At 67.9% G+C, this 22,693-nt stretch carries 21 protein-coding genes; 14 read left to right on the top strand and 7 right to left on the bottom strand.

Translation table 11 applies throughout. The annotated features are described in order from the left end of the window. Positions 1–88 precede the first annotated feature (88 nt). The 4 genes from GIY23_RS12125 to GIY23_RS12110 all read left to right on the top strand — a co-directional run bounded on the left by GIY23_RS12125 (position 89) and on the right by GIY23_RS12110 (position 3,156). A complete protein-coding gene (locus tag GIY23_RS12125) occupies positions 89–451 on the top strand; it encodes a BlaI/MecI/CopY family transcriptional regulator (RefSeq protein ID WP_154076758.1) in 363 nt (120 codons plus the stop codon). Continuing rightward, complete coding sequence (locus tag GIY23_RS12120) at positions 448–1,386, top strand: M56 family metallopeptidase (protein WP_154076757.1); 939 nt, start codon at positions 448–450, stop codon at positions 1,384–1,386. Before GIY23_RS12125 ends, GIY23_RS12120 begins: the two co-directional genes overlap by 4 nt. Before the next feature lie 178 nt (positions 1,387–1,564). Further along, on the top strand, positions 1,565–2,272 hold the full coding sequence (locus GIY23_RS12115; protein WP_228717248.1) for a DsbA family protein: 708 nt from the start codon (positions 1,565–1,567) through the stop codon (positions 2,270–2,272). Continuing rightward, complete coding sequence (locus tag GIY23_RS12110) at positions 2,269–3,156, top strand: cytochrome c biogenesis CcdA family protein (RefSeq protein WP_154076756.1); 888 nt, start codon at positions 2,269–2,271, stop codon at positions 3,154–3,156. The genes GIY23_RS12115 and GIY23_RS12110 overlap by 4 nt, the downstream gene beginning before the upstream one ends. 130 nt (positions 3,157–3,286) lie before the next feature. Here the strand turns inward: GIY23_RS12110 and GIY23_RS12105 are convergent, their stop codons facing one another. Further along, complete coding sequence (locus GIY23_RS12105; RefSeq protein ID WP_187351857.1) at positions 3,287–4,639, bottom strand: MFS transporter; 1,353 nt, start codon at positions 4,637–4,639, stop codon at positions 3,287–3,289. A 290-nt stretch (positions 4,640–4,929) separates the two neighbouring features. Beyond that, positions 4,930–6,111, bottom strand: a complete 1,182-nt coding sequence (locus GIY23_RS12100; RefSeq protein ID WP_154076754.1) for a Gfo/Idh/MocA family protein — start codon at positions 6,109–6,111, stop codon at positions 4,930–4,932. Positions 6,112–6,341: 230 nt separating this feature from the next. Between GIY23_RS12100 and GIY23_RS12095 the strand changes: the two genes are divergently transcribed. The 3 genes from GIY23_RS12095 (at position 6,342) to GIY23_RS12085 (ending at position 9,094) form a co-directional block, all read left to right on the top strand. Next, complete coding sequence (locus tag GIY23_RS12095) at positions 6,342–7,169, top strand: sugar phosphate isomerase/epimerase family protein (protein ID WP_154076753.1); 828 nt, start codon at positions 6,342–6,344, stop codon at positions 7,167–7,169. Then, positions 7,166–8,179, top strand: coding sequence for a Gfo/Idh/MocA family protein (locus GIY23_RS12090; RefSeq protein ID WP_228717247.1), 1,014 nt, complete (start codon positions 7,166–7,168; stop codon positions 8,177–8,179). Before GIY23_RS12095 ends, GIY23_RS12090 begins: the two co-directional genes overlap by 4 nt. A 63-nt stretch (positions 8,180–8,242) precedes the next feature. Further along, entirely contained in the window at positions 8,243–9,094 is an 852-nt protein-coding gene (locus GIY23_RS12085; protein ID WP_187351856.1) for a sugar phosphate isomerase/epimerase family protein, read from the top strand. A 113-nt stretch (positions 9,095–9,207) separates the two neighbouring features. Here GIY23_RS12085 and fmdA read toward each other — a convergent pair whose 3' ends face one another. Together fmdA and GIY23_RS12075 are read right to left on the bottom strand one after the other, a co-directional pair. Continuing rightward, complete coding sequence (gene fmdA / locus GIY23_RS12080) at positions 9,208–10,458, bottom strand: formamidase (protein WP_154076751.1); 1,251 nt, start codon at positions 10,456–10,458, stop codon at positions 9,208–9,210. A gap of 118 nt (positions 10,459–10,576) precedes the next feature. Continuing rightward, positions 10,577–11,410, bottom strand: coding sequence for a hypothetical protein (locus GIY23_RS12075; protein WP_187351855.1), 834 nt, complete (start codon positions 11,408–11,410; stop codon positions 10,577–10,579). A gap of 135 nt (positions 11,411–11,545) precedes the next feature. Here GIY23_RS12075 and GIY23_RS12070 point away from each other — a divergent pair, with 135 nt between their 5' ends. Together GIY23_RS12070 and GIY23_RS12065 are read left to right on the top strand one after the other, a co-directional pair. After that, a complete protein-coding gene (locus GIY23_RS12070; protein ID WP_154076750.1) occupies positions 11,546–13,264 on the top strand; it encodes a carbon starvation CstA family protein in 1,719 nt (572 codons plus the stop codon). Positions 13,265–13,431: 167 nt separating this feature from the next. Beyond that, positions 13,432–14,352 (top strand): cation diffusion facilitator family transporter, encoded by a 921-nt coding sequence (locus GIY23_RS12065; RefSeq protein WP_154076749.1) that lies wholly within the window; start codon positions 13,432–13,434, stop codon positions 14,350–14,352. A 131-nt stretch (positions 14,353–14,483) separates the two neighbouring features. Here GIY23_RS12065 and GIY23_RS12060 read toward each other — a convergent pair whose 3' ends face one another. After that, positions 14,484–15,584 carry a pyridoxal-phosphate-dependent aminotransferase family protein gene (locus tag GIY23_RS12060; protein WP_154076748.1) on the bottom strand — a complete coding sequence of 367 codons (1,101 nt, stop codon included), beginning with the start codon at positions 15,582–15,584 and terminating at the stop codon, positions 14,484–14,486. A gap of 130 nt (positions 15,585–15,714) precedes the next feature. Beyond that, entirely contained in the window at positions 15,715–16,881 is a 1,167-nt protein-coding gene (locus GIY23_RS12055) for an MFS transporter (RefSeq protein ID WP_154076747.1), read from the bottom strand. 126 nt (positions 16,882–17,007) lie between these two features. Between GIY23_RS12055 and GIY23_RS23015 the strand changes: the two genes are divergently transcribed. Both GIY23_RS23015 and GIY23_RS12050 read left to right on the top strand, forming a co-directional pair. After that, positions 17,008–17,253, top strand: coding sequence for a PAS domain S-box protein (locus tag GIY23_RS23015; protein WP_228717246.1), 246 nt, complete (start codon positions 17,008–17,010; stop codon positions 17,251–17,253). A 32-nt stretch (positions 17,254–17,285) separates the two neighbouring features. Further along, positions 17,286–18,191 carry a GGDEF domain-containing protein gene (locus GIY23_RS12050; protein ID WP_228717245.1) on the top strand — a complete coding sequence of 302 codons (906 nt, stop codon included), beginning with the start codon at positions 17,286–17,288 and terminating at the stop codon, positions 18,189–18,191. Here GIY23_RS12050 and GIY23_RS12045 read toward each other — a convergent pair. Next, positions 18,169–20,163 carry an FAD-dependent monooxygenase gene (locus GIY23_RS12045; protein WP_154076746.1) on the bottom strand — a complete coding sequence of 665 codons (1,995 nt, stop codon included), beginning with the start codon at positions 20,161–20,163 and terminating at the stop codon, positions 18,169–18,171. The two genes, GIY23_RS12050 and GIY23_RS12045, sit on opposite strands and share 23 nt — an antisense overlap. Before the next feature lie 274 nt (positions 20,164–20,437). Here GIY23_RS12045 and GIY23_RS12040 point away from each other — a divergent pair, with 274 nt between their 5' ends. Genes GIY23_RS12040 through GIY23_RS12030 form a run of 3 tightly spaced genes read left to right on the top strand, consistent with a single transcriptional unit; the run spans position 20,438 to position 22,664 of the window. Continuing rightward, positions 20,438–21,310, top strand: a complete 873-nt coding sequence (locus GIY23_RS12040; protein ID WP_154076745.1) for a hypothetical protein — start codon at positions 20,438–20,440, stop codon at positions 21,308–21,310. Then, the gene (locus tag GIY23_RS12035) at positions 21,307–21,549 is read left to right on the top strand and encodes a hypothetical protein (RefSeq protein WP_154076744.1); all 243 of its coding nucleotides are present in this window, start codon (positions 21,307–21,309) and stop codon (positions 21,547–21,549) included. The genes GIY23_RS12040 and GIY23_RS12035 overlap by 4 nt, the downstream gene beginning before the upstream one ends. Positions 21,550–21,575: 26 nt before the next feature. Continuing rightward, positions 21,576–22,664, top strand: coding sequence for an SRPBCC family protein (locus GIY23_RS12030; protein ID WP_154076743.1), 1,089 nt, complete (start codon positions 21,576–21,578; stop codon positions 22,662–22,664). Positions 22,665–22,693: the final 29 nt, after the last annotated feature.

Here is a 22,693-nt window from a genome sequence, read left to right as displayed (position 1 = left end):
TCCCGAAACACCTCGGCGAGATCCACGGAACCACCAACGCAGATCACTCCGCGCACTCTCTTCTACGCTGGCGGGCGGTGGAGGTGTGATGCTCGGGCTCGGTGAGCTGGAACTCAAGGTGATGGACGTCCTGTGGGCGGCTGACGAGCAGCTCCGCGTGCGTGACGTGCTCGGTCGACTCGCCGGCGAGCGGGCGTTCGCCTACACCACGATCATGACGGTGCTCGACCACCTGCACGACAAGGGCTGGGTGCGGCGCACTCGCACCGGACGTGCCTACAGTTACTGGCCCGTGCGCTCGCGGGAAGAGGCGGGGGCGCACGTGCTTCGCGAGGTGCTCGACTCGTCCGGCGATGCCGAGTCCGTCCTGCTGCACTTCGCCGCCTCGGTGTCCGAACGTGAGTCGGAGCTTCTCCGGCGAGCTCTCGAGAACGGACACGAAACGCCATGACGATCGCGATCGGGTTGCTGGTCGGAGCGATGGTGGTCGCCGTGTTCGGTCCCGTGTATCTGCGGGCGTTGCTGCACCCACGGGTGCGTCCCGGTATCGCGCTGGCCGGATGGGTTGCGTCTCCGTTGGTGGCGATCGGGGCCGCGGTCGCCGGTGCGTCGTTGCTGCTGGTCCCGCACAACGAGTCCGTCGACGGTCTCATCGGCATGGCGCAGAGCTGCATCAACGTGGTGCACGGTGACACGGCGGCGTGGGAGTATCTCGCCCGGTTGTGCGGCGCGGCGCTCGTGGCGGGGGCGGCGCTGCGGGTGCTGACCGTGACGGTCGGGCTCGTGCGGAAAGACGTTGCGACACGCCGTCGCCACCTGACCTCGGTGCGGCTGCTGTCCCGTGCGGACCCGGACTCGGCGGTGTTGTGGCTGGACCAGGCGGTGCCGGTGGCCTACAGCATGGGCGGCCGACGCGGCGCGATCGTGGCGACCACCGGGGTGGATCGTCTCGACGGCGAGGTCCGTGACGCGGTTCTCGCGCACGAACGCGCCCACCTGTCCGGACGGCACCACGGTCTGGTCCTGTTCGTGACGGCGCTCGCCAAGGCGTTGCCGTTTGTGCCACTGTTTCGGGCCGCGTCCCCTGCGGTGCGGCTGCTCGTCGAGCTCGCCGCGGACGCCAGGGCAGCCCGGCACTGTGGTGCGGGGTCGGTGTGCGCGGCGCTGTGCGCGGTGACCGGTGAGGCGACGCCGGCCACCTCGCTGGCGATGTCGCGGGAGTCGGTGCGGCTGCGGCTGCACTGGCTGCAGGCCGCGCCTGCGTTCGGTCGGCACCGGGCGAGATACGTGGCCGCCGTACTCGCTTCCGCCACGCCTGCGATCGTCGCGGTCGGTGCCGCAGCATGCTTGGTTCTGCTGTACTGCTTCGCCCTCAAGGTTCTGTGACCGTGCCCTCGCAGACCTGATCCGCCCCGATTCTCGGTCCCTGCACATGCGCGAACCGCCCGCGCCGGTGGCCGGTGCGCTACCCAGGCTAGATCTCACCAACCTTCTCGGGCCCCAGTCGACTACTATGCATCGTAGTAGTTACGCTCGTGGCGGCCGAGCGAAGGAGTGGTGACCGGTGGACGGCACGGGCGTGCAGAAGAAATGGCTGAGTGTGATGGCGGGAGTGCTCGTCGTCGCGGTCGTGTTCCTGCTGGGATACATGATGGCCGCACAGGGCGGGTCGAACCAGGCGGCGCAGCAGCAGGCCGAGACGCAGCAGGAGAACCCGCTGGCGCAGCTGGCGCGTCGCGTGCCCGACGACCCGATGGCGCTCGGGAAGCCGGACGCCCCGGTCGTCATGCTCAATTACTCCGACTTCCGGTGCCCGTACTGCGCGAAGTTCTCCCGCGACATCGAGCCCGAACTGATCCAACGCTATGTGGACGCCGGGGTCCTGCGTATCGAGTGGCGAGACTTCCCGATCTTCGGCGAGGAGTCGCTCGAAGCCGCCAAGGCCGGGCGCGCGGCGGCGGCGCAAGGCAAGTTCTGGGACTACCTCGGTGCGATCCACCAAGACGCGCCGGAACGCGGGCACCCGTCGCTGCCGCGCGAGAAACTCGTCGACTACGCGCAGCAGGTCGGGATCACCGACCTCGCCGAGTTCGAGGCCGACATGAACAATCCCGCCACGATGTCGGCCATCCGCACGGACGCGACGGAAGGCTCGCAGATCGGCGTGTCGAGCACACCGACGTTCCTGGTCAACGGCGATCCGATTCTCGGAGCCCAGCCACTCGACCAGTTCGTCAACGCCATCGAGCAGGCCAAGGCCGCGGCGCAATGAACGAGATCGGACTGCTCGGCGCATTCCTCGGCGGACTACTGACCCTGCTCAGCCCGTGCGCGGCGATGCTGCTGCCGTCCTTTTTCGCCTACGCCTTCGACGGTCTCGGCAAGCTGGTCGCCCGCACCGCCGTCTTCTACCTCGGACTGGCGAGCACGCTGGTCCCGCTCGGGGCCGCGGCCGGGCTCTTCGGCGCGCTGCTGACCCAACACCGCACAACGGTGACCCTGGTCAGCGGCGCGGTGCTGATCGGCCTGGGGCTACTGCAGATCTCCGGCAAGGGCTTCGGATTCGCCGCGGCGCAGCGGATGACCGGCCGCATTCGGATCTCTTCCGGCCTGTCGGTGTACGCACTCGGCACGGTCTACGGGTTGGCCGGGTTCTGCGCCGGACCGCTGCTCGGCAGCGTGCTCACCGTGTCGGCCGCCGGAGGCGAGCCGCTCTACGGCGCGATCCTGCTCGCCCTGTTCGCGTTCGGGATGGCCTTTCCGCTGTTCCTGCTGGCCCTGCTCTGGGAACGGTTCCAGCTCGGCAAACGGGCGTGGCTGCGCGGGCGGGAGGTCGCCATCGGGCCGCTGCGCCTGCACACCACCAACCTCGTCTCCGGCCTTGTGTTCGTCGCGATCGGACTGATGTTCGTGCTCACCGAGGGGACTGCGAACCTGGGTGGCCTCGGTGACGTCGACAGCCAGTTCGCGATGCAGGCGTGGCTGCAGCAGATCGTCGCGGAAGTGTCGAACACCGCCGTTCTGCTGGTGCTCATGGTCACCGCTCTCGTGGTGGTGCTATGGAAAATCGCACGGATCCGCCGAGCTGAACGCGACGGGCCCGGCAACGCGTCCGACGAGACCAGCGTCGCCGAGGACGACAGGGGTCGGCGTTGATGGATCCACCGTCCGGCGGTCCGGCCGTTGGTGTGCCGGACTCCCGGACGGTGGCTGGGCAGCGGCTGAGCCCCGTGTGCCGAGCAGGCCGAATGCAGATCGGCGACGTCGTGTGCTGCCGACAGGTCGGTCAGAACGTGCCCGTGTCGATGGCGGCCGTGCGCTCGTCCTGTTTGGCGGCGTCCTGGGGGTAGGTCCGGTAGAAGACGAACCAGTACACCGCGTTGAGCAGGTAGGGCACGGTCACGAAGTAGAACATCACCTGGGTCAGACCGAGCGCCTCGCCGAGGTAGCCCATCGCCAGCGTCATCAGACCGGCCAGTCCGCCCTGAATCAGCGAGAACAGCACGCCGAATGCCGTGGCGGAAAGCTGCTTGGGTGCCACGGTGGAGACCATCGGGAACACGCAGGCGGAGAAACCGATCGACATGACAAGGCCGAAGAGGAACATCACGACGTAGGCGACCAAGCCTTGGCCCCAGTCGATCTGCAGTGCCACGACAGAGGCCACGGCGGCTGCGACCAGGTAGAGCTGCATGAGCATGACGCGGCCCTTGAGCCCGAAGCACCGGACGAACCAGTCGCCGAGGAATCCGCCGACGATGGAGGACAGCGCCATACCGCCGGAGAACACGGCGAACAGCAGCGCAGCGGACGGGACTTCCCAACCACGGGCGTCGACGAAGAAGGTGACGAGAAACGTGTACAGCACGAGGCTGGTCACGAGCGGGAGCATTCCCGCGAGCAGGGCGATCGTGGGGATCTTGAACAGCTTGACGGCATCCCCGATCCGGAACCGACCGACATCCGGATCGTCGGAGACAGCGGTGGTGCGCTCCGGCTCCTGGACGAACGCCAGAATGCCGAAGCCGGACAGCACACTCAGACCGCCCATGACGAACATGCCGTAACGCCATCCGTTGGGGTCGTTGGCGAACAGTGCGATCGCCGGCCCCAGGCCCATGGCGATGAGCGCTCCCACACCGCGGACGGTGCCGAAGGCACGGCCACGTTGCTCGTCCCGGAAGAGATCACCGAGCAGGCCGTAGATGATCGGCTCGGAAGCGACGGTGCCGAGGACGCCGATGCCGTAGAGGACCAGCAGCATCGTGAAGTTCTGCGCGAGACCGGCCGATGCGGTCCACAGTCCCCAGAGTCCGGTGACGAGGAAAAGCACCTTCTTGCGACCGAATCGGTCGGCGGCCATGGCCCATGCAGGCCCGGCGATCATGCGGGCGAAGCGCGAGAGGCTGGCCAGAATTCCCAGGGCGCCGAGGCTGAGCCCGAAGGCGTCGCGGATCAGCGGAAAAAAGGTGTTGATCAGACTGTTCTCGGTGTTGTCGACCGAGTACGCCACCGCGAGCGTCCCGACTGCCTTGCCGCGGCCCTTGGGAGGTGCGGTGCTGTCGTCGTCGGGGGCCACCGTGACGTTGCCGGTGCTTGTCGTGCCGGAATCTGAATCCGCGAAGTGGTTCGTGCTCATGGGGGTTTCCCTTTCACCGCTCTGCATTGCGCGGCCGCCGGTGTGTGGGAACGGACGAAACGGTGCCGGCGGGTGCCGCCCCTCAGTCGAATCGGGGCGTCATCATGTGTGACAGGTGCCACGTCGCGAGAGAAGCGGTTGCCATTTGTTGCCCTCAAAGGACTTTCGCGCATTTGCCGTCATGCGCCGCGCGACGTGCCAACGGAACTCCCTCGTTCCGATTCGGTGTCCGCGCGCACGATTCCCCGGCGCCGCCCGCGTGGGGCGATGCCGGGGCGTCGTGACCGACGTCAGCGGGCGCCGGGCATCGCCTCACGCTCGGGAAACGTCCCCTCGGAGCGGATCCGCTTGTTGAGTTCGGCCAGGTAGACGTTCTCGTCGAAGTCGAGCGGGACCTCGTGGCCGAGCCAGCTGGACAAGTGAATCGCGTTGGCCAGCCGCACGCCGTTGACGCCGTCGCTGCCCGGCGCCAGCAGCGGGGTGCCGTCGAGGATGTTCGCCGCGAAGTTCTCGAGCACGCCCGAATGCTGCGCACCCCAGACCGAGTCGAACTCGACGACCTCCTGTGAGTAGAGCGCGGTCGGATCCATCTCGCCCTTGAACAGCTTGCGCACGTCGCTCATGCCCATGCCGTCCGAGAGTTCCCGCTCGTCCTTCACCAAGCGGGTGACCGTGGCGGACTTGGAGCCGTCGACGACGATCTTGCCCGCATCGCCCAGAATCTCCAGCCGGTCGGTTCCCGTCAGGTCGTGGACCGCGGTGACGAACGTGCCGGTGGCGCCGTCGCCGTAGTCGACGACGGCGGTGACCTCGTCCTCCACGGCGATGTCCCGGCGAAAGCCGTACGCCACTTTGGAGTAGACCGACTTCGGGACGCCGCAGATCCACTGCCACAGGTCGAGCTGGTGCGGCGCCTGGTTGACCAGCACGCCGCCACCCTCACCGCCCCAGGTGGCCCGCCACGCGGACTGCTCGTAGTAGCCCTGCGGACGCCACCAGGTGGTGATGATCCAGTTCGTCCGGCGGATCCTGCCGATCTCGCCGGCGTCCACGATCTGTTTGATCCGCTGGTACAGCGGATTGTTGCGCTGATTGAACATGATCGCGAACGTCAGCTCGGGGTGCTGGGCGGCGAACTCGTTGAGCTCGGTGACCTGCTTGGTGTAGACCCCAGCCGGTTTCTCCACCAACGCGTGCACGCCCCTGTTCAGCGCGGCGATCCCGATCTCCGGGTGCAGGTAGTGCGGCACCGTCGTCACGACCGCATCCACGTCGCCGCTCGCCAGCAGGGACTGGTAGTCCTCGTGCACGGGCACGCCGTACTCCGCGGTGGCCGCCGCCCGCGTCTCGGAGTCGATCTCGGCGATGGCGCCGATCTCCATGTTCGGGACCATGCCGTCCTTGATGAACTTGGCGTACATGGACCCCTGGGCCCCGAACCCGATGATCCCGAGCCTGACCTTTCCGGACATGGGCGGTTCTCCTTCGCATCGTGGACGGGCGGACGGGCCCGCCGTGCGGCACCGTTGCGCTGTTCACTGTGCGGGCGCGTCTCGAGGTCGACCACGGGTTGCCAGATGTTGCCGCACCCGGCGCGGCTGTCACAGGTGCGGCAACAAACGGCAACCGATGGTCCGACCGGTCGCTCACCGCTCATGGTGGCGGAACGATCCGTCGATCTGGCCGAGTGAGGAGCACCCCTATGTGGACACTGTCGGGATTCTCCGACGAGATCTCCCCCGACCTCGACGAGCAGGCTGCCCTCGTCGAGAAGCTCGGGATGTCCTCCGTCGAGTTCCGCAGCGCATGGGAGACCACTGTGCTCGACCTGGACGCCGAGCAGCTCTCCCGGGCGAAGGAGATCCTCGACGCTCACGGCCTGGCGGTGTCGAGTATCGGGTCCCCGATCGGGAAGATCTTCGTCGACGAGGACTTCGCAGTCCACCTCGACCGCGCCCGCCACGCTGTCGACGTCGCCCATCACTTCGGCGCCCCGTACATCCGTGTCTTCTCCTTCTTCATCCGGCCCGGCGACGACCCGGACGACCACCGCGACGAGGTGCTGCGCCGGATGCGCGCCGTGGCCGACGTGGCGGAGGAGGGCGGGGTGATCCTGTTGCACGAGAACGAGAAGGAGATCTACGGCGACGTCCCGCGCCGGTGCGTCGACATCCTCGACTCGGTCGGGTCACCGAACCTCCGCGCGGCGTGGGACGCCGCCAACTTCGTCCAGGTAGGCGTGCGGCCCTTCACCGAGGGCTACGCGAGCATTCGTCCGCACCTCGAATACGTCCAGATCAAGGACGCCCACCTGGCCGACGGCGAGGTGTGTGCCGCAGGCCGTGGTGACGGCGAGATCGCGGAAACCGTCCGCGCGCTGCACCGGGACGGTTTCGACGGGTATTTCTCACTCGAACCGCACCTGTCGAAGGCGCACAGCCTCGGAGGCTTCTCCGGCCCGGACCTGTTCACCGAGGCATGGCAGGCGTTCACCGACCTCCTGAAGTCCGAGGGGATGGAGTACCGGTGACGACAGCAGCGATCATTGGATGCGGTGACGTCTCGGGTGTCCACGCCGCGGCCATCCGAGCGGTGGAGGACAGCGAACTCATCGCCGTGTGCGACACCGACCCGGCAGCTCTCGCGGCGGCCGTCGAGCGGTACGGCGTCCCCGGGTTCGGCGACCACCGCACCCTCCTGTCGCAGCTCCGCCCCGACGTCGCCCACGTCTGTACCCCGCACCACCAGCACGTGCCCGTGGCACTGGACCTCCTCGACGCCGGTGTGCACGTGCTCGTCGAGAAGCCGCTCGCGCACACCGTCGGCGAGGCCGAGCGTCTCGTCGAGGCCGCTGAGCGCACCGACACCCGCATCGGTGTGTGCTTCCAGAACCGCTACAACGCCACCTCGCAGGCCGCCCGCCAGCTGCTCGACTCCGGCGAGGTGGGCGCCGTGCTCGGCGCGAGCGCCACGGTGATGTGGACCCGCACCCCCGACTACTACCGGCGCAAACCGTGGCGGGGGAAGTGGGAGACCGCCGGCGGTGGGCTGCTCATCAACCAGGTCATCCACACCCTCGACCTGGTGCAGTGGCTCGTCGGCGGTGTCGTCGACGTCAAGGGCAACGCCTCCACACGCCTGTACGGCGACCTCATCGAGGTCGAAGACACTGCCGAGATGCTGCTGGCCCACGAAGGCGGGTCTCGCAGCGTCGTCTACGGCTCACTCGCCAACGTGGTGCACGCTCCCGTCACGATCGAGATCACCGCCGAGCGGGGCACCCTCTCGATTCGGGGAGATCTCACCACCACGTACGCCGACGGTCGTGTGGAGACGGTCAAGGAACGCCGGGCCTCGTCGACCGGACGCGCCTACTGGGGCGTCTCGCACGAGGTTCTCATCCGGGACTTCTACGCCCGGCTGGGCGATGAGGAGTCGTTCTGGATCAGTCCGCGCGAAGCAATGAAGTCGCTGCGCGTCCTCAAAGACGTCTACATCCAGAGCGACCTCGTCCAGAACCGGCTGACCACCGTCGGCTGACACGACACGACGAACTGTCCCGTCCGGCCGGGAGAACCCTCTACTGAGGACAAAGGAGTACCCATGCCCAAGATCGGTGTCCAGATGATGATGCTGAAGGACAAGGTCGAGCAGACAGGGCCGTACGAGGTCCTCCGGCGCCTCCGGGACTCGGGATTCTCCGCCGTCGAGGTCTCGCAGATCGCGATGACCCCGGAGAACGTGGCCGAAATGCGCCGCGCCAAGGACGAACTCGGCACCGACTTCGGCGCCTTGTCCGCCGGACTGGGTGGCGGGCCGAACGATTCCCTCTTGGAGGACTTCGGCAAGATCGTCAAGGACGCCAAGGAGTTGGGTTCCTCCCGGCTGCGTATCGGCATGATGCCGTTCCCGGCGATGGCCTCGCACGAGGCGCTGTTGGAGTTCTGTCGCCAGGCGGAGGACGTCTCCACCCGTCTCGCCGACGAGGACATCACGCTCTATTACCACAACCATCACATCGAGTTCGCGAAGCGCGGGGGCAGCACCCTGCTCGACATCATCCGGACCGAAGCACCCACGATGCGCCTCGAGATCGACGTGCACTGGGTGCAGCGCGGCGGGAAGGACCCCGTCCGCACCTTGCAGAGATACGCGGGCCTGGTGGACCTCGTGCATCTCAAGGACTACCGCGTTGGTGAGCTGGAACCGGCCGCGTTCGAGGCGCTGCAGAACGGGGACCGCGCCGCGTTCATGCAGGCTTTCACCGGGGTGGTGCAGTTCGGTGAGGTCGGCGAGGGCAACCTCGACTGGACCGAGATCGTCGATGAGTCACTGGCTTCCGGCGCCGAGTACCTGTTCATCGAGCAGGACCAGCAGTACGGCCGGGACCCGTACGACTGCCTGAAGACCTCCCGCGACAACCTCGTGACACTCGGGTACGAGAACCTGTTCTGACCGACTCGGCCGGACAATCCGGGCCGGACTGCCCGTGGCACGCACCCACGCGAAGAGCTCCGGTGCCGCCGAAAGCCTCGTTGACCGCCCAACGGCTCAGGGTGGGCTCGCGTTCAGCTCGCCGTGGCGCACTGTCCACGGTCGACGGTGGTGGGCCCGTCCCCGGTCGGGCGGATGTCGACGTCGAAGATGCCGGTGGGCAGGTACAGCGAGCAGCAGGCGTTGGGAATGTCGACGATGCCGCTGACCCGTCCCTCGATCGGCGCGGCGCAGAGGATGAGATAGGCCTGTTCGCCGGTGTAGCCGAACTGGGTCAGGTAGTCGATCGCGTGCAGGCAGGCGCGTTTGTAGGCGACGGTCGCGTTCATGTAGTGCTGGTCGCCCGCCTCGTCGACCGAGATGCCGATGAACGACACGAACTCGTCGTAGCGCGGCTCGTGCCTGCCCGGCTGGAAGATCGGCGTGGTGGCCTTGTACTTGTTCACGCCGTCTTTGATCAGGTCCACGTGGACGTCGACGTAACCGCCCATCTCGACCGCGCCGCAGAAGCTGATCTCGCCGTCGCCCTGCGCGAAGTGCAGATCGCCGATCGAGAACTTCGCACCCGGGACGTACACCGGGTAGAGCACCCGGGAGCCGATGGAGAGATTCTTGATGTCGACATTGCCGCCGTGCTCGCGCGGGGGCACGGTGCGCGCGGCTTCGCGGGCGGCGCGCTGGAGCTCGCCGCCGCTCAGGGTGCCCAGCAGCGCGTGGTCCTCCAGCGGCGGCAGAGCCAGTGGCGGCACGCGCTGCGGGTCGGTGTCGATCAGTGCTTGTTCTCGGCGATTCCACTTGGCCAGCAGTTCCGCCGACGGGGCGCAGCCCGCCAGGCCCGCGTGCACGTTGGAGGCGATCCTGACGCCGGGCAGGTGCCGAGAGGTCGCGTACTTGCCGTGGAAGTCCCAGACGGCCTTGCCTGCGGAGGGGTAGTGGTCGGTGAGGAACCCGCCGCCGTTGCTTTGGGCGAAGATTCCCGTGTAACCCCAGCCCTCGCCGGGCTCGTCACCCACACCGGAGGCGCCGCTGTGGGCGGCCCCGAGGTCGAGGTAGTCCACGACCAGCAGGTCACCGGGCTCGGCGCCCTCGACGTGGATCGGCCCGGAGAGCATGTGGTTGTGGTCGAGGACCATGTCGCGGATGTCGTTCGCCGAGTCGTCGTTGACGACCTGGCCGTCGGTCCAGTCCTTGCATTCGATGCGGAAGACGTCGCCGGGCCGGACCGAGACGGCTGCCGGAATGTCGGGATGCCACCGGTTGTGTCCGGGAACCTCCTGCTCGCGCATCGACTGGGACTGATCCACACGGAACACGGTCTCTGGCATGGTGTTCGCTCCTGGCTCGTGGGTGTGCGCGGCGTGCTGACCGCTCGCGCCCGAGACGACCTGAGGACACCTTCCCGCCTGTCGACAGACCCGGCCACCGGGACGAGACGAGTCGCGTCTACGAGCGGCTTTCCCGCCGTTCCACCGTGGTGATTCCGGCCTTGCACGCTTTCGCCACGCGGCGGTGGTGCGACAACCGGTCGAGCAGACTCAGCGGTGCGGCGGTTCCGGGGTGCTCGTCTCCCGGTTGCGGTGCGCCGTCACCGGACCAGACGTGCAGGATCTCGCCGTCGACCGTTCCGCTGCGGTACCAGCGTTCCCAGCGTTCGAAATCCGGGCTGTACCGATGTCCCAGCACGAAAGCGGCCTCACCTTCGCCTGCGAGTGCGGCACCGTCGCGGGGCCAGAGCTCTACGGATTGCTGCCCCGGCTCGGGCCAGCGCGCAGCAGTGACCACGGTGGTCCGCGGTTCCTCCGGATCGTCGCTGTGCGGCTGACGTACGAGCAGAGCGTCGCCGGGGTGCGTGCGCGCAGGAAGGGTGTCGACCCGGGTGATGTCGCGGAGGGTGACCAGTGCCCGGGGAATCCACCACCAGTTCTCCCGGCGGGCCATGAGACTGTCCGCGCGCAGCCGCGTGGGTGGGTGCTTGGCCAGCTCCTGCGGGAGCAGGTGGTCGACGAACTCCGCACCGCTGAGATCCCAGTGGAGGTCCACGCGGCCGGTGGCCACCAGGGTCTTCGGGTGCCCGTGGCCGGTGTGGACCGTGAACGCGGCGCGGTGGGGGAGGGAATCCACGTCGTCGAGATGCGACAGCGGGACGGCAGCGCACGGTGTGCGGTCCTGCGGCCAGGTCAGCGGCACCACGGGCATACCGCGCGGACCGCGCACCGTGTGCCACAGAATCTCGGCCGTGACGGCTCGCGACCAAGCCGTGATCATCTCGTCCCGCATGACCCTATGTATCGGCGCCGTGAGTTGCTATGTTCGCAGGCGAACTTTAGCCGACCCTCGTTGCGGCTGTGCAGGGCCCAATGCCCCGAAGGCCGAACCGGGGTTCGGTCACAGCAATGGGACACGAGGGATTCCATGCCCGCAGCCGTCGTGCTGGCAGTCGCGATCGCGGCACTCGCGCTGGCCTACCGCTACTACTCGGCGTATTTGGCCAAGCGCGTCTACGCGCTCGACCCGGACTTCGTCACTCCGGCCCACACGTACAACGACGGTGTGGACTACGTGCCCACGAACAAGCACATCGTCTTCAGCCATCACTTCATCTCGGTGGCGGGCGCCGCGCCGATCGTCGGCCCGGCGACCGCGGTGTTCTGGGGGTGGGGACCAGCGCTGTTGTGGGTGGTGCTCGGCACGATCTTCGCTGCCGGGGTGCACGACTTCGGCTCACTGGCGATCTCGGTACGCCACAAGGCCCGCAGCATCGGCACGCTGACCAGCGACATCATCACGACTCGCGCGCGCACCCTGTTCCTACTGATCATCTTCTTCCTGTTGACGATGGTCAACGCCGTGTTCGCCGTGGTCATCGCACAGCTGTTCACGGAGAACCCCGAGGCGGTGCTGCCGGTGCTGCTCACCATCCCGTTCGCGATCGGGTTGGGGCAGTACGTCTACCGCAAGCGCACCACGGCGCTCGTGCCTGCGATGGTCGCCATGGCGCTGGTCTACGTGAGCATCCCGGTCGGGCAGGCGTGGCCCATCACGGTGGACCCGGTGGCGAACGCGATCGGTCTCGACGCCGAGACCCTGTGGATCCTGTTGATCTTCGTCTACACGTTCTTCACCTCGCGACTGCCGGTGTGGATGCTGTTGCAGCCGCGTGACTACATCAACCAGATGCAGATGGTGGTGGCACTGGCGGTCATCATCCTCGGGATCGTCATCGGGTGGAACACCATCGTCGCTCCAGCCGTGAACGACGTGCCCCCGGACTCACCACCGTGGTTCCCGCTGCTGTTCGTCACCATCGCCTGTGGTGCGGTGTCCGGGTTCCACAGCCTCGTCGGCTCCGGCACCACCGCGAAGCAGTTGGACAAGGAGACCGACGCGCGCTACGTCGGCTACCTCGCCTCCTCCGGTGAAGGACTGCTCGCCCTGTGTGCCATCCTCGCCTGCACGGCGGGCGTGGCCGCCACGACAGCGGATTGGAACAGCCTCTACAGCGACTTCGACATGGCCTCCGACAGCGCCACCGGCTATTTCGTCGACGGCGTTGCCCAGTTCGCAGGCAATCTCGGCGTACCTGCCGGTATCGGGACCATCTTCGCTTCGCTGGTGGTGATCAGCTTCGCGGCGACCAGTCTGGACACAGCGGTGCGATTGCAGCGCTACATCGTCCAGGACATCGCCGAACTCGTCCGGTTCAAGCCGCTGGCCCGCAACCTGACCGCCGCGACCGTGGTCGCCATCCTGATCCCGCTGTCGATCGCGCTGCTGCCCGGTGACTTCGCCTTCGGAACGTTGTGGCAGCTGTTCGGCACCACCAACCAGCTCACCGCCGGCCTGGCGTTGGCCGTGATCGCGGTGTGGGTGACCAAGAGCAACCGCAACCCGATCGCGGTCCTCGTGCCGTGGGCGTTCCTCGTGGTGATGACCTCGTGGGCGCTGATCGTGCAGTTCGGGGAGTTCGTCGCGTCGAATGATCCAATGCAGATGTTCTTCCTCGCGCCGCTGGACATGGTGATCTTCGTGCTGGCGCTGTGGATGGTGGTCGAGGCCGCGATTGCCTTCCGTCGTGCCTGGCGAGAGCGCAGTCGAGACGAGTCGGTCGTCAGCCCGACCGAGCAGTCGTAGCGGTCGTTGCATCAGACCTCGCGTGGGTTGGTCTGCGTTGGTGGTTCCGTAGTGGACCTCACCTCGCAGTCGGCTGGCGTGCGTCGGCGGCGGGACATCGGGCGCCGCCGTAGGCTCCGACTCGCCTTGTTCGGGCCGGAGTCCGTGTCGTGCGTTCAGGAGGATCGGTGCGCACCGAGCAGCAAGCGCTGAAGGTCTCGCTCGGTGCGATCCTGACGTTCGCGGCTCTCGGGATCGGATTCGGCCTCGTCACGGGCTCGATCGCGATCATCTTCGACGGCGTCGTCTCGCTGGTCGACGCGGTGATGTCGGTGGTTTCGATCGTCGTCGCCGGGCTCATCGCCCGCTCCGCCGTCAACGACCTCTCGCCCGGCATGGCCAGGCGTTTCACGATGGGGTTCTGGCACTTCGAACCCATGGTCCTCGCCGTCAACGCGCTGGTGCTGATCTCGGTGTCGGCCTACGCCGTGATTCAGTCCGTCTCGACGCTGCTCAGCGGCGGCAGGGACGTCGAGTTCGGACCGGCGATCGTCTACGCCGTGATCGTCGTGGTGTTGTCGGCGACGGTCGGCTTCCTGGAGCATCGTGCGAACCGCAGGCTCCGCTCGGCGCTGGTCGCCATGGACGTCAAGGGGTGGCTCGTCGCGGGATCCGTCACCGCGGCGTTGCTGGTCGCCTTCGTCATCGGATTTGCTCTCGTGGGCACTCGGTTCGAGTGGATGCGGCCGTACGTCGATCCAGCGGTGCTGATGGTGGTGGCGCTGGTGCTGCTGCCGGTCCCCGTGCCGACGCTGCGTAAGGCCGTCGCCGACATCGCGTTGGTCGCGCCTCCCGAGCTGCAGGACGAGGCCGAGCGGACGGCGGAGGCGGTCGTCGAGGCCGAGGGTTTCGACGGTCACCGCGTGTACGTCGCACAGCTCGGCCGAGCGAAGCAGATCGAAATGGTCTTCCTCGTCCCGACCGGGTTGCCGCCGCGATCGTTGGAAGACTGGGACCGGATCCGCGCCGACATCAGCGAGCGTCTCGGCGGTGCCGAGCCGGACAACTGGATCACCGTGTCCTTCACGACCCGCCGGGAGAATCCGTAGAGTGCATTTTTCGGAGCTGGCGTTTGTGCCCGTAAACGCGTGTGGATCAAGCTTGTGCGGCGGCCGTCACCAGGCTGGTTCCGCCGCCGCCCGGCCGCCGGTTGCGGCGGCCGGGCCACGGCAGGGCACGGTCAGCGGCCGAGAATTCGGCGGAGGCTGCCGAGCAGGAGCTCGACGCGGTCGAGGCCTGCGTTGGGGCCCATGAGGCCGATGCGCCACACGGTGTTGGCGTACTGGCCGACGCCGCCGCCGATCTCGATGCCGTAGTCGTTGAGCAGGCGCTTGCGCACGTCCGCGGAGTCCACGTGGTCGGGCACGACGACACTCGTGAGCTGGTGCAGCCGGTTGCCTTCGGCCGCGAACAGATCCAGGCCCATCTCCTGGAGGCCGGTCTGCAGTGCCTCCCCGGCTTCGCGGTGACGTTCGGCTGCGGCGGCGATGCCCTCTTCCAGGAGACGCCCGAGTGCGGCGTGCAGTGACGCCACCATGGCGGTGGGCGCGGTGTGGTGGTAGGCGCGGCCACCGGAACCGCCTCCGGTGACGTAGTTACCGATGAGGCCGAGGTCGAGGTACCAGGTCGTCGGCTTCTCGACGCGCCGGTGCCAAGCGCGCTCCGAGACGGTGAACGGGGCGAGGCCGGGTGGCACGCCGAGGCACTTCTGCGTTCCGGCGTAGGCGATGTCCACGTTCCAGCCGTCCAGGTCGATCTGTTCCCCTCCGATGGAGGTGACGCAGTCGGCCAGCAGCAGGGTGCGCTCGTCGCGTTCGCGCAGCGCGGCTCCGAGGTGCTCGATGTCGCTGCGGACACCTGTCGAGGTTTCGGCGTGAACGGCGGCGACGATGGACGGGCTGGGGTGCGCGGCCAGGACACGCTCGACGTCGACCGGCTGCCCCCAGGTGTGGTCCACGCGGACGACTTCGGCACCGTAGCGGGAGGCGACGTCGCACATCCGCTCGCCGAACAGGCCGTTCACGGCGACCACGACGACGTCTCCCGGGTGCACGAAGTTGACGAAGGCAGCTTCCATCCCGATCGAGCCGGTGCCGGACAGTGGGAGCGTCCGGAGGTTCCCGGTGCCCCAGACCGTGCGCAGGCGCCTGCCCGTCTCGTCCAGCATCGCCAGGAACTCCGGATCCAGGTGACCCAGCATCGGAGCGGCCAACCCGGCCGTCGCCTCGGGATAGGCGTTCGTGGGACCCGGACCGAGCAAAGAACGTTCAACCAAAGCCATACGGACACACTAGGTGCTTCGCCCCAGCGCACCTCAGGGTAGCGGGGAAGCTCCACCGCAGCCTGAGCCGGACGTTTCCGGAATGCGGAACCACACTTTCATCGAAAGTGGAGCGCACCGGTGGGGAAGGTCACACGGGTGAGCGGTGTTCATGCCGGGAAACGCGGACGAACGGGGTGACGACGAGCAGCAGCACCACGGATCCGGTGAACGCGAGTCCGATGCCGAACGGCTCCGCGAGAGCACCCAACGCGGTCGCGCCGAGGCCGGTCCCGGCGTCGTAGCCGATGTTCCACGCCGCGCTGGCCGTGCTGTAGTGCGCCGGACCGGCGGCGAACAGGGCGACCATCGCGTCGTTCTGCACCATGCCGAACCCGAGCCCGACGAGCGCGCCGCCGAGGGGAAGCAGGAGCGGCGCTGCCGTCGAGGCGACCACCGCGAGCATGCCGGCCGCCGTCAGCAGCGTGCCCGTTCCGAGGAGCCCGCCTGGTCGTTGTGACCGGTCGGTGAGCGTCCCGGAGATCGCGCGTCCGACGAGCATGCCGAGCGGCAGGACGAACAACGTCGCGAGGACCGCTCGGCGAGCGTCGGGCGCGAGCAGCGGACCGAACGTGATCACCCCGGCCTGAGCCACCGCGCACGCCGTGAGTGCCACGACGGGCCCCGCCCGCAGTGCCGAGAGGACACCGCCTCGCCGACCGCGGGAACGGCTCGGCGCCGCCGATTCGGGGCGCCGCGGGGCAGGGACTCGAAGGAAGAGGCACACCGCGGCGGCGATCAGCGGAGTGACTCCGGCCAGAACGAAGACGCCGGTGAACCCGAGTACGTCGGTCACGGCGACACCGGCCGGAAGGAACAGCAACTGCGGGAAGGCGACCGCGTACCCGTACCGCGCGGAGGCTCGACCGTGCGACGAGGGCGTGACCAGTTCTGCGACCGAGGCGCTGCCCGCGACGGTCACCATCCCGAACCCGATGCCGCGCACCGCCGACACACCGACGGCCGGAGCCAGGTCGGTGGTGAGCGCCAGCAGCGGTGACGGGAGTCCGAGCAGCAGGAAACCGATCAGCAGCACCGTGCGGTGGCCTATCGCGCGCAGCAACCGCGGGACCCCGAGCTGCGTCACGACCGTGCCCGCCATGAAGACCCCGGTGGTGAGTCCCGCGCCGAACTCACCCGCGCCGCCCGTGGCGACCCACAGCGGCAGCACCGGTAGGAGCAGCGCGTAACTGCCGAAACCCAAGGCGGTGGCGGCGAGCAACAGCCGAAAAGCGGGAGAAGAACGGAAGCCCGGCATGGGACCACTCTGGCAACCGGCGTGGCGAACTCGCCGAGGGCCCTGCCAGCCGTCCAGGAAGGACACCTCCGGTGTGCCGGTAGCTGTTGCTGTCGGCTTCACCTGGTCGCGACGTATGGTTTCGGGATGAGCGGCGGTCCGTCCCGGCTTCCGTTGGACGCGATGTGGCAGCAGGTCGTGGGACCCGTCGCGGTGCTCGACCTGCAAGCCCGCCACGTCGACGTGAATCCGGCGATGTGCGGCATGCTCGGCTATGAGCGGGACGAGTTGCTCAAGCGTGCTCCTCGCGATGTGATCCACCCCGGGGACGAACCGATCGGGCAGGAGAACGTCGACAAGCTCGTCACTGGGTGCTCGTCCAGACCTCCTTGATCAGAGACTCCCGGGGGACGGCCGCGTGTGTCGTGTGCCAGTTCCACGACATCAGCAGGTACCGGGAACTGCAGCTGTTGTGGCGCCAGACGGTGAGCAACGCTCCGATCGGGATGGCGCTGTTGGATCTCGACGGTCACTGGACCGAGGTCAACGAGAAGCTGTGCGAACTCGTCGGCTACGACCGGCAGGAGCTGATCGGCAGTTCCGGCGCGATGTTGATCGATGATCTCGACGATCGGAATGCGCACGGTGCCGCGTTCGCCGCACTGTGCGAGAGCCGGGAGACCTCGGCGACCCTGGAGGTGCGTTTCCGCCACCAGGACGGCGCTCCGTTCTGGCTCCTGATCCGGCTGAGCATGGTACCCGGCGCCGACGATCGGCCGGTGTACTTGGTGGGCCAGTACGAGCCGCTGGGCTCGGGAGTGCGGTTGAGCGAGGAACGCTTCGAACGGCTCACCAGGATGGCCTTGCACGACCCGTTGACCGGTCTGGCCAATCGCACGCTGCTGAGTGACCGTGTCGAGCAGGAGTTGGCCGAGCTCGGGGAACGGGGCGGTGTGCTCGCAGTACTGATGATCGATCTCGACCGGTTCAAACCGGTCAACGACCGGCACGGGCACGTGGTGGGCGACCAGCTGCTCACCGCCGTGGCTCAGGAATTGATCAGCGCCGTTCGGGCGACGGATACGGTCGCACGCCTCGGCGGTGACGAGTTCGTCGTCGCCGCGTGGGTGCCCGACTTCGCTGAAGCCGAGGCGTTACGTGATCGCGTGGTCCGGCGGCTCGACGGCAGCACGGTCGTCTCGGGGCTGTCGTTGACGATGACGGCGAGCGTCGGCCTCGCTACGACGCAGAATCCCAAGACACCGAGCCATTTCCTGCTCGACCGGGCGGACCAGCAGATGTACGTCGTCAAACAGCGCGTCCGCGCGTGACCGTCGGAGCCGGCTGTTCACCGGCCCGCAGCGGCGCGTCGGCTCGCTCCCTCCTGGGCGCGGTGGCCCTGACCTCGACCAGTGACTGGTGGAGGAATTCGACGAGCTCTTGGTGCGCGTCGAGGGGGAGCACGTGGGCGACGTACTGGTCCGGCCGCACGACCACGAGGGCTCCGTGTTCCCGGTTCACGCCCCGCAGGTCGAAGATGTCGGTCGCCGGGTCCGGGCAGAAGGTCTTCTCGTAGTCAACGAGCTCGAACGGCCCCTTACGAGGGAGAAGAACCGGCGGCAGTTCATCGACGGTGACGTCGCGGTGTCCCTGCTGCAGCACGGCCCGGACATCGATCACCGAGTCGGGATCGGCGCCGGGCGGGGTGAACCTGGCCATCGGGGAGTCCTCCGAGGCCAGGAAATCGGCCAGTTGCCGCAGTCGGGACTCCCGTGCACCCGGGTGGGCAGGGTCGGCGAACGCGTAAAGGCGCCATGCTCCGTCGGCGCGAGCCACGTGGCCGAGCTGCATCGGCTTCGCGTCGGCCAATCGGATGACCGGCGCGGAGTGGAAGCGCATCCCGACCGGCAAGCCCTCCGCCAGCTGCTGATGTGTCGGTTTCGCGGTGAGAATCGAGGATTCGTAGCGGACGGCGACCCCGGCGGTGAACCGGCCCTGGTCGCGGAAGTAGCGCTGGAACCGCGTCGGGTCGGTGTCCTGCTCGTCGTCCGGCCGCGCGCTGAACAGCGCCGCGAACTCGCGGTCGAAGTCGATGAGTTCACGGGCGACCTCCTGGCGCTCCGCCGAGTAGGTGCGCAGGACCTCCGGCCGCGAGATCCCGCGGAGCACGGTGCCGAGTTTCCACCCGAGGTTCCAGGCGTCGGCCATCGAGACGTTCATGCCCTGCCCGGCTTTCGCGCTGTGCGTGTGGCAGGCGTCGCCTGCGATGAACACCCGGGGCAGGCGGGTGTCGGCTTCGTCGTCGGGCACGTCGTCGAAGCGGGCACAGAGACGCTGCCCGACCGAGTAGACCGCCCACCAGCCGACGTGCTTCACGTCGATGCTGTACGGGTGCAGGATCCGGTTGGCGACCTCCGCGAGCTTCTCCGGGGTCACGCTGCGGTCGCGAAGCATCTCGGCGTCGCGTTCGTTGTCCAGCTCGATGTAGAGCCGCACGAGGTACCCGCCTTCGCGCGGGATGATCAGGATGCTGCCGTGCTCGGAGGTGACGGCGGACTTGAGCCGGATGTCGGGGAAGTCGGTGACCGCGAGGACGTCCAGCACGCCCCACGACTGGTTGGTCGCGTCGCCTTCGAGGCTGCGGCCGATGGCCTGCCGAGTTCCGCTGCGCGCGCCGTCGCAGCCGACGACGTAGCGGGCTCGGACGGTCGAGGTCTCGCCGGTCGGTTCGAAGTTCTCGAGGTGCTCCAGCGTGACCGTGACCGGATGCTCTGCGCCGGGGTCGGGGTCGACCTGAACGTCGGCGGCGTGCAGCCCGTAGTAGGGCTCGGCACGGGCGGCGGAGCGGCTCATGTGGTCCCGCAGGTAGGTGAGCATCCGCGCCTGGTTGACGATCATGTGCGGCATCTCGGAGAGGTCGTCCTCGACGTCGTTGATGCGTCCGGTGCGCACGATCGAGGCGTGGTCGGCGGGATCCGGTCGCCAGAAGGTCACCTCGTTGACCTGGTAGCCCTCGTGGATGAGCTTCTCGGCCAGGCCGAACGCCTCGAACATCTCGACCGTGCGGCACGCGACCCCGTCGGCCTGGCCGACCTCGAGCGGTCCGTCGCGGCGGTCGACGATCACGGTGCGCAGCTCGGGGAACTCGGCGAGCTGGGCAGCCAACACGAGCCCCGCAGGGCCGCACCCGACGATCACCACGTCGGCCGTGTCAGGCAGGCCGGTCGAACGCTCGGCCAGGCCGGGGTGAGGATCCGCGACGAACGGGTCACCGGGCTTGTAACCGTTGAGATAGAACTGCACGAGTCTGGCTCCTCGGGGGCGTCGGCTGTGGGCCGGCGGACGTGACCACGGGCTACCGGATGTACGCCCCATCGTGCGCCAGTTACGCCCTGAGGGACAGAGTGTTCTTCTCTACGGAACGACATGCAGGGTGCGATTCGTCAACCGAGCGCGAATTCGCAGCTGAAAGGTGCTACGTCGGAAAGCCGTGCGGTGCCTGCCGGCCTGTGTTCTCCTGGAATCCGTCTGTGGCCACTGCCGACGCGCGGAGTGGGACCAGGCGAAGGGGGGAGCTATGGCCGACGCGACGGAGTTCGACCGCGACGACGAAGGTCGGTCGGGGGAGTACCTCGACGACGGCGCCGGTTCGGACGACGCGGGCACCGCCGACGCGACCGACACCGCCGTCAAGAACAGCGCGGAGCCGGACGTCCTGCTCGACGTGCCCGACCTGCGGGTCGACGAGATCAACCTGGAAGTCGAGGACCTGCGGGCGAAGGTGTCGTTGCAGGCCGAGGTGTTGGACCTGGTCAAGCTCAACGTCGGAGCGGACGTCCATCTCGGTCGGGTCGCGTTGGAGATCAAGGGTGTCGAGGCGCAGGCCCTGCTGAAGGTCCGCCTCGACAACGTTGCCGGGATCCTGGAACGCGTCCTCAAGACCATCGACCGGAACCCGCAGATCCTCGAGAACCTGACGCACGGTCTCGGAACGGCGGCACGTGAGGTCGGCGAGGGTGCCGGGGGCGCTGTTCGCGAGGTCGGTTCGGGCGCGGGGGAGGCCGCCGAAAGTCTGGGTGAGGGCGCAGGGAGCGCGGTCCGCGAGGTGGGGTCGGGCGCCGGAAGCGCGACGGAAAGCGTGGGTCGCGGTGCCGGAAGTGCGACCGAGAGCGTCGGCGAGGGCGCCGGCAGTGCGACTGAAAGCGTCGGCGAGGGCGCGGGCAGTGCGGCAGGCGATGTAGGTGAAGGCGCAGCGAGTGCGACCGAGGACGCCGCTGGCGGGGCGCGCAAGGTTGCCGAGGACGTCGGCGACACCGCACGCAGCACGGCAGGCAAGGCGCCCCGTGGCGCCGCTCAGTCCGAAGAACGGGCGAGTGAACGCAAGAAGCGACCGGGTACCGGGGAACGGACGCAGCGGCCGCGATCCTCGCGCAGGGAGCAACCCCGATGAACGCGCACTCCAAGCGACCGGACATCGACTTCGTCGCACGGGTCGACGCCGGGCACCTGCGCTTCTCCGAGGCTCCGGAGTCGCATGTGGAATTCTCCGGGAATCCTGAGCGGGAGGCCGCGTCGGGCAGCGTTCGGCGTGGCCTGCCCGACAGCGTCGAGAACAACGTCACCTACCGGCACGTCCGAGTCGACTACCGGATCCGGTCGAGGCTCGTCGACGCGCCGGAGTTCGAGTGAGCCTCGCGGCGTCGAAGGAGAAGGCGATGGCACAGCACCCGTTCAGTGACCCGCACGGCGACCTGACCCCGGGGGAGGAATTGCGCACTGCGGTCGAGAAGTACCTGCGGTTCCAAGTGCGTCGTACGATCACCGGAGCTGGCCACAAGCTCGAGGAGGTGGCGGCCAGGCTCGAGGACCCACGGCCGGTCTCCGCGTCTCGGACCGGGCCCGGTGCCGCGCAGCGCGATGGCGACGGTGCCGTGAAGGACGCCGACGAAGCCGAATCCGATGACCGGAGTTCACCCGACAGCGACCGGGGTTCGTCCGGCGGTGGCCAGGGTTCGTCCGGCGGCGCGACGACCGGGTCGAAGCTGACCAACATCGTCGAGGACGTCAAGATCGGCGTCGGGCTGCGTCAGGTCTACAACCAGTGGACGCTCTACCCGGAGTTCGCCGAGATGATGCGTGGCGTCGTCGGCGTCGATGCCGAGGACGAGGTGACCACGAACTGGAAGGTCAAGGTCGCCAAGTCGAACCGCAGTTGGACGGCGACAGTGGTGGAACAGGTGCCGGACGAGCGCATCGTCTGGGTCTCCAACGGATCCAAGGGCAGTACCCGGGGCGTGGTGACGTTCCACGAACTCGACCACAACCTCACCCAGGTGCTCGTGGTCATCGAGTACTTCCCGGCGGGCTTCTTCGAAAAGACCGCGAACCTGTGGTGGGCGGCCTCTCGCCGGGCACGTCTGGATCTCAAGCACTTCCGGCGCCACATCATGATGAACGGCGCGGCGTCCGACGAAGGATGGCGCGGCGAGGTCCGCGACGGTGAAGTGGTGCGCAGTCACGATGAAGTCGTGCAGGCAGAGCAGGAAGAATCCGACCGACGCGAAAGCGACGGTGACGAGTCCGGCTACGAACGTCTCGACGCGGACGACGGCGACTATGAAGACCGTGACGAGGATGAGGACGAGTCCGACGACGAGCGCGACGAGGACGACGAGGAGCGAGACGAGGACGACGAAGACGAAGACCGGGAGGAAACCGAGCGCGACGATCGGTCGATCCCGGGGCAACGTCGCAAGCCGACCGCTCCGAGGAGACCACGACGTCGCCAACCCTCCCGCGGCTGATCTCCGACGCTTGGCCGCTTTCGCCGGAA

Origin of the sequence: Allosaccharopolyspora coralli (assembly GCF_009664835.1) — a bacterium.
Lineage (GTDB): Bacteria > Actinomycetota > Actinomycetes > Mycobacteriales > Pseudonocardiaceae > Allosaccharopolyspora > Allosaccharopolyspora coralli.
This window is presented reverse-complemented; position numbering and strand designations above follow the sequence as displayed.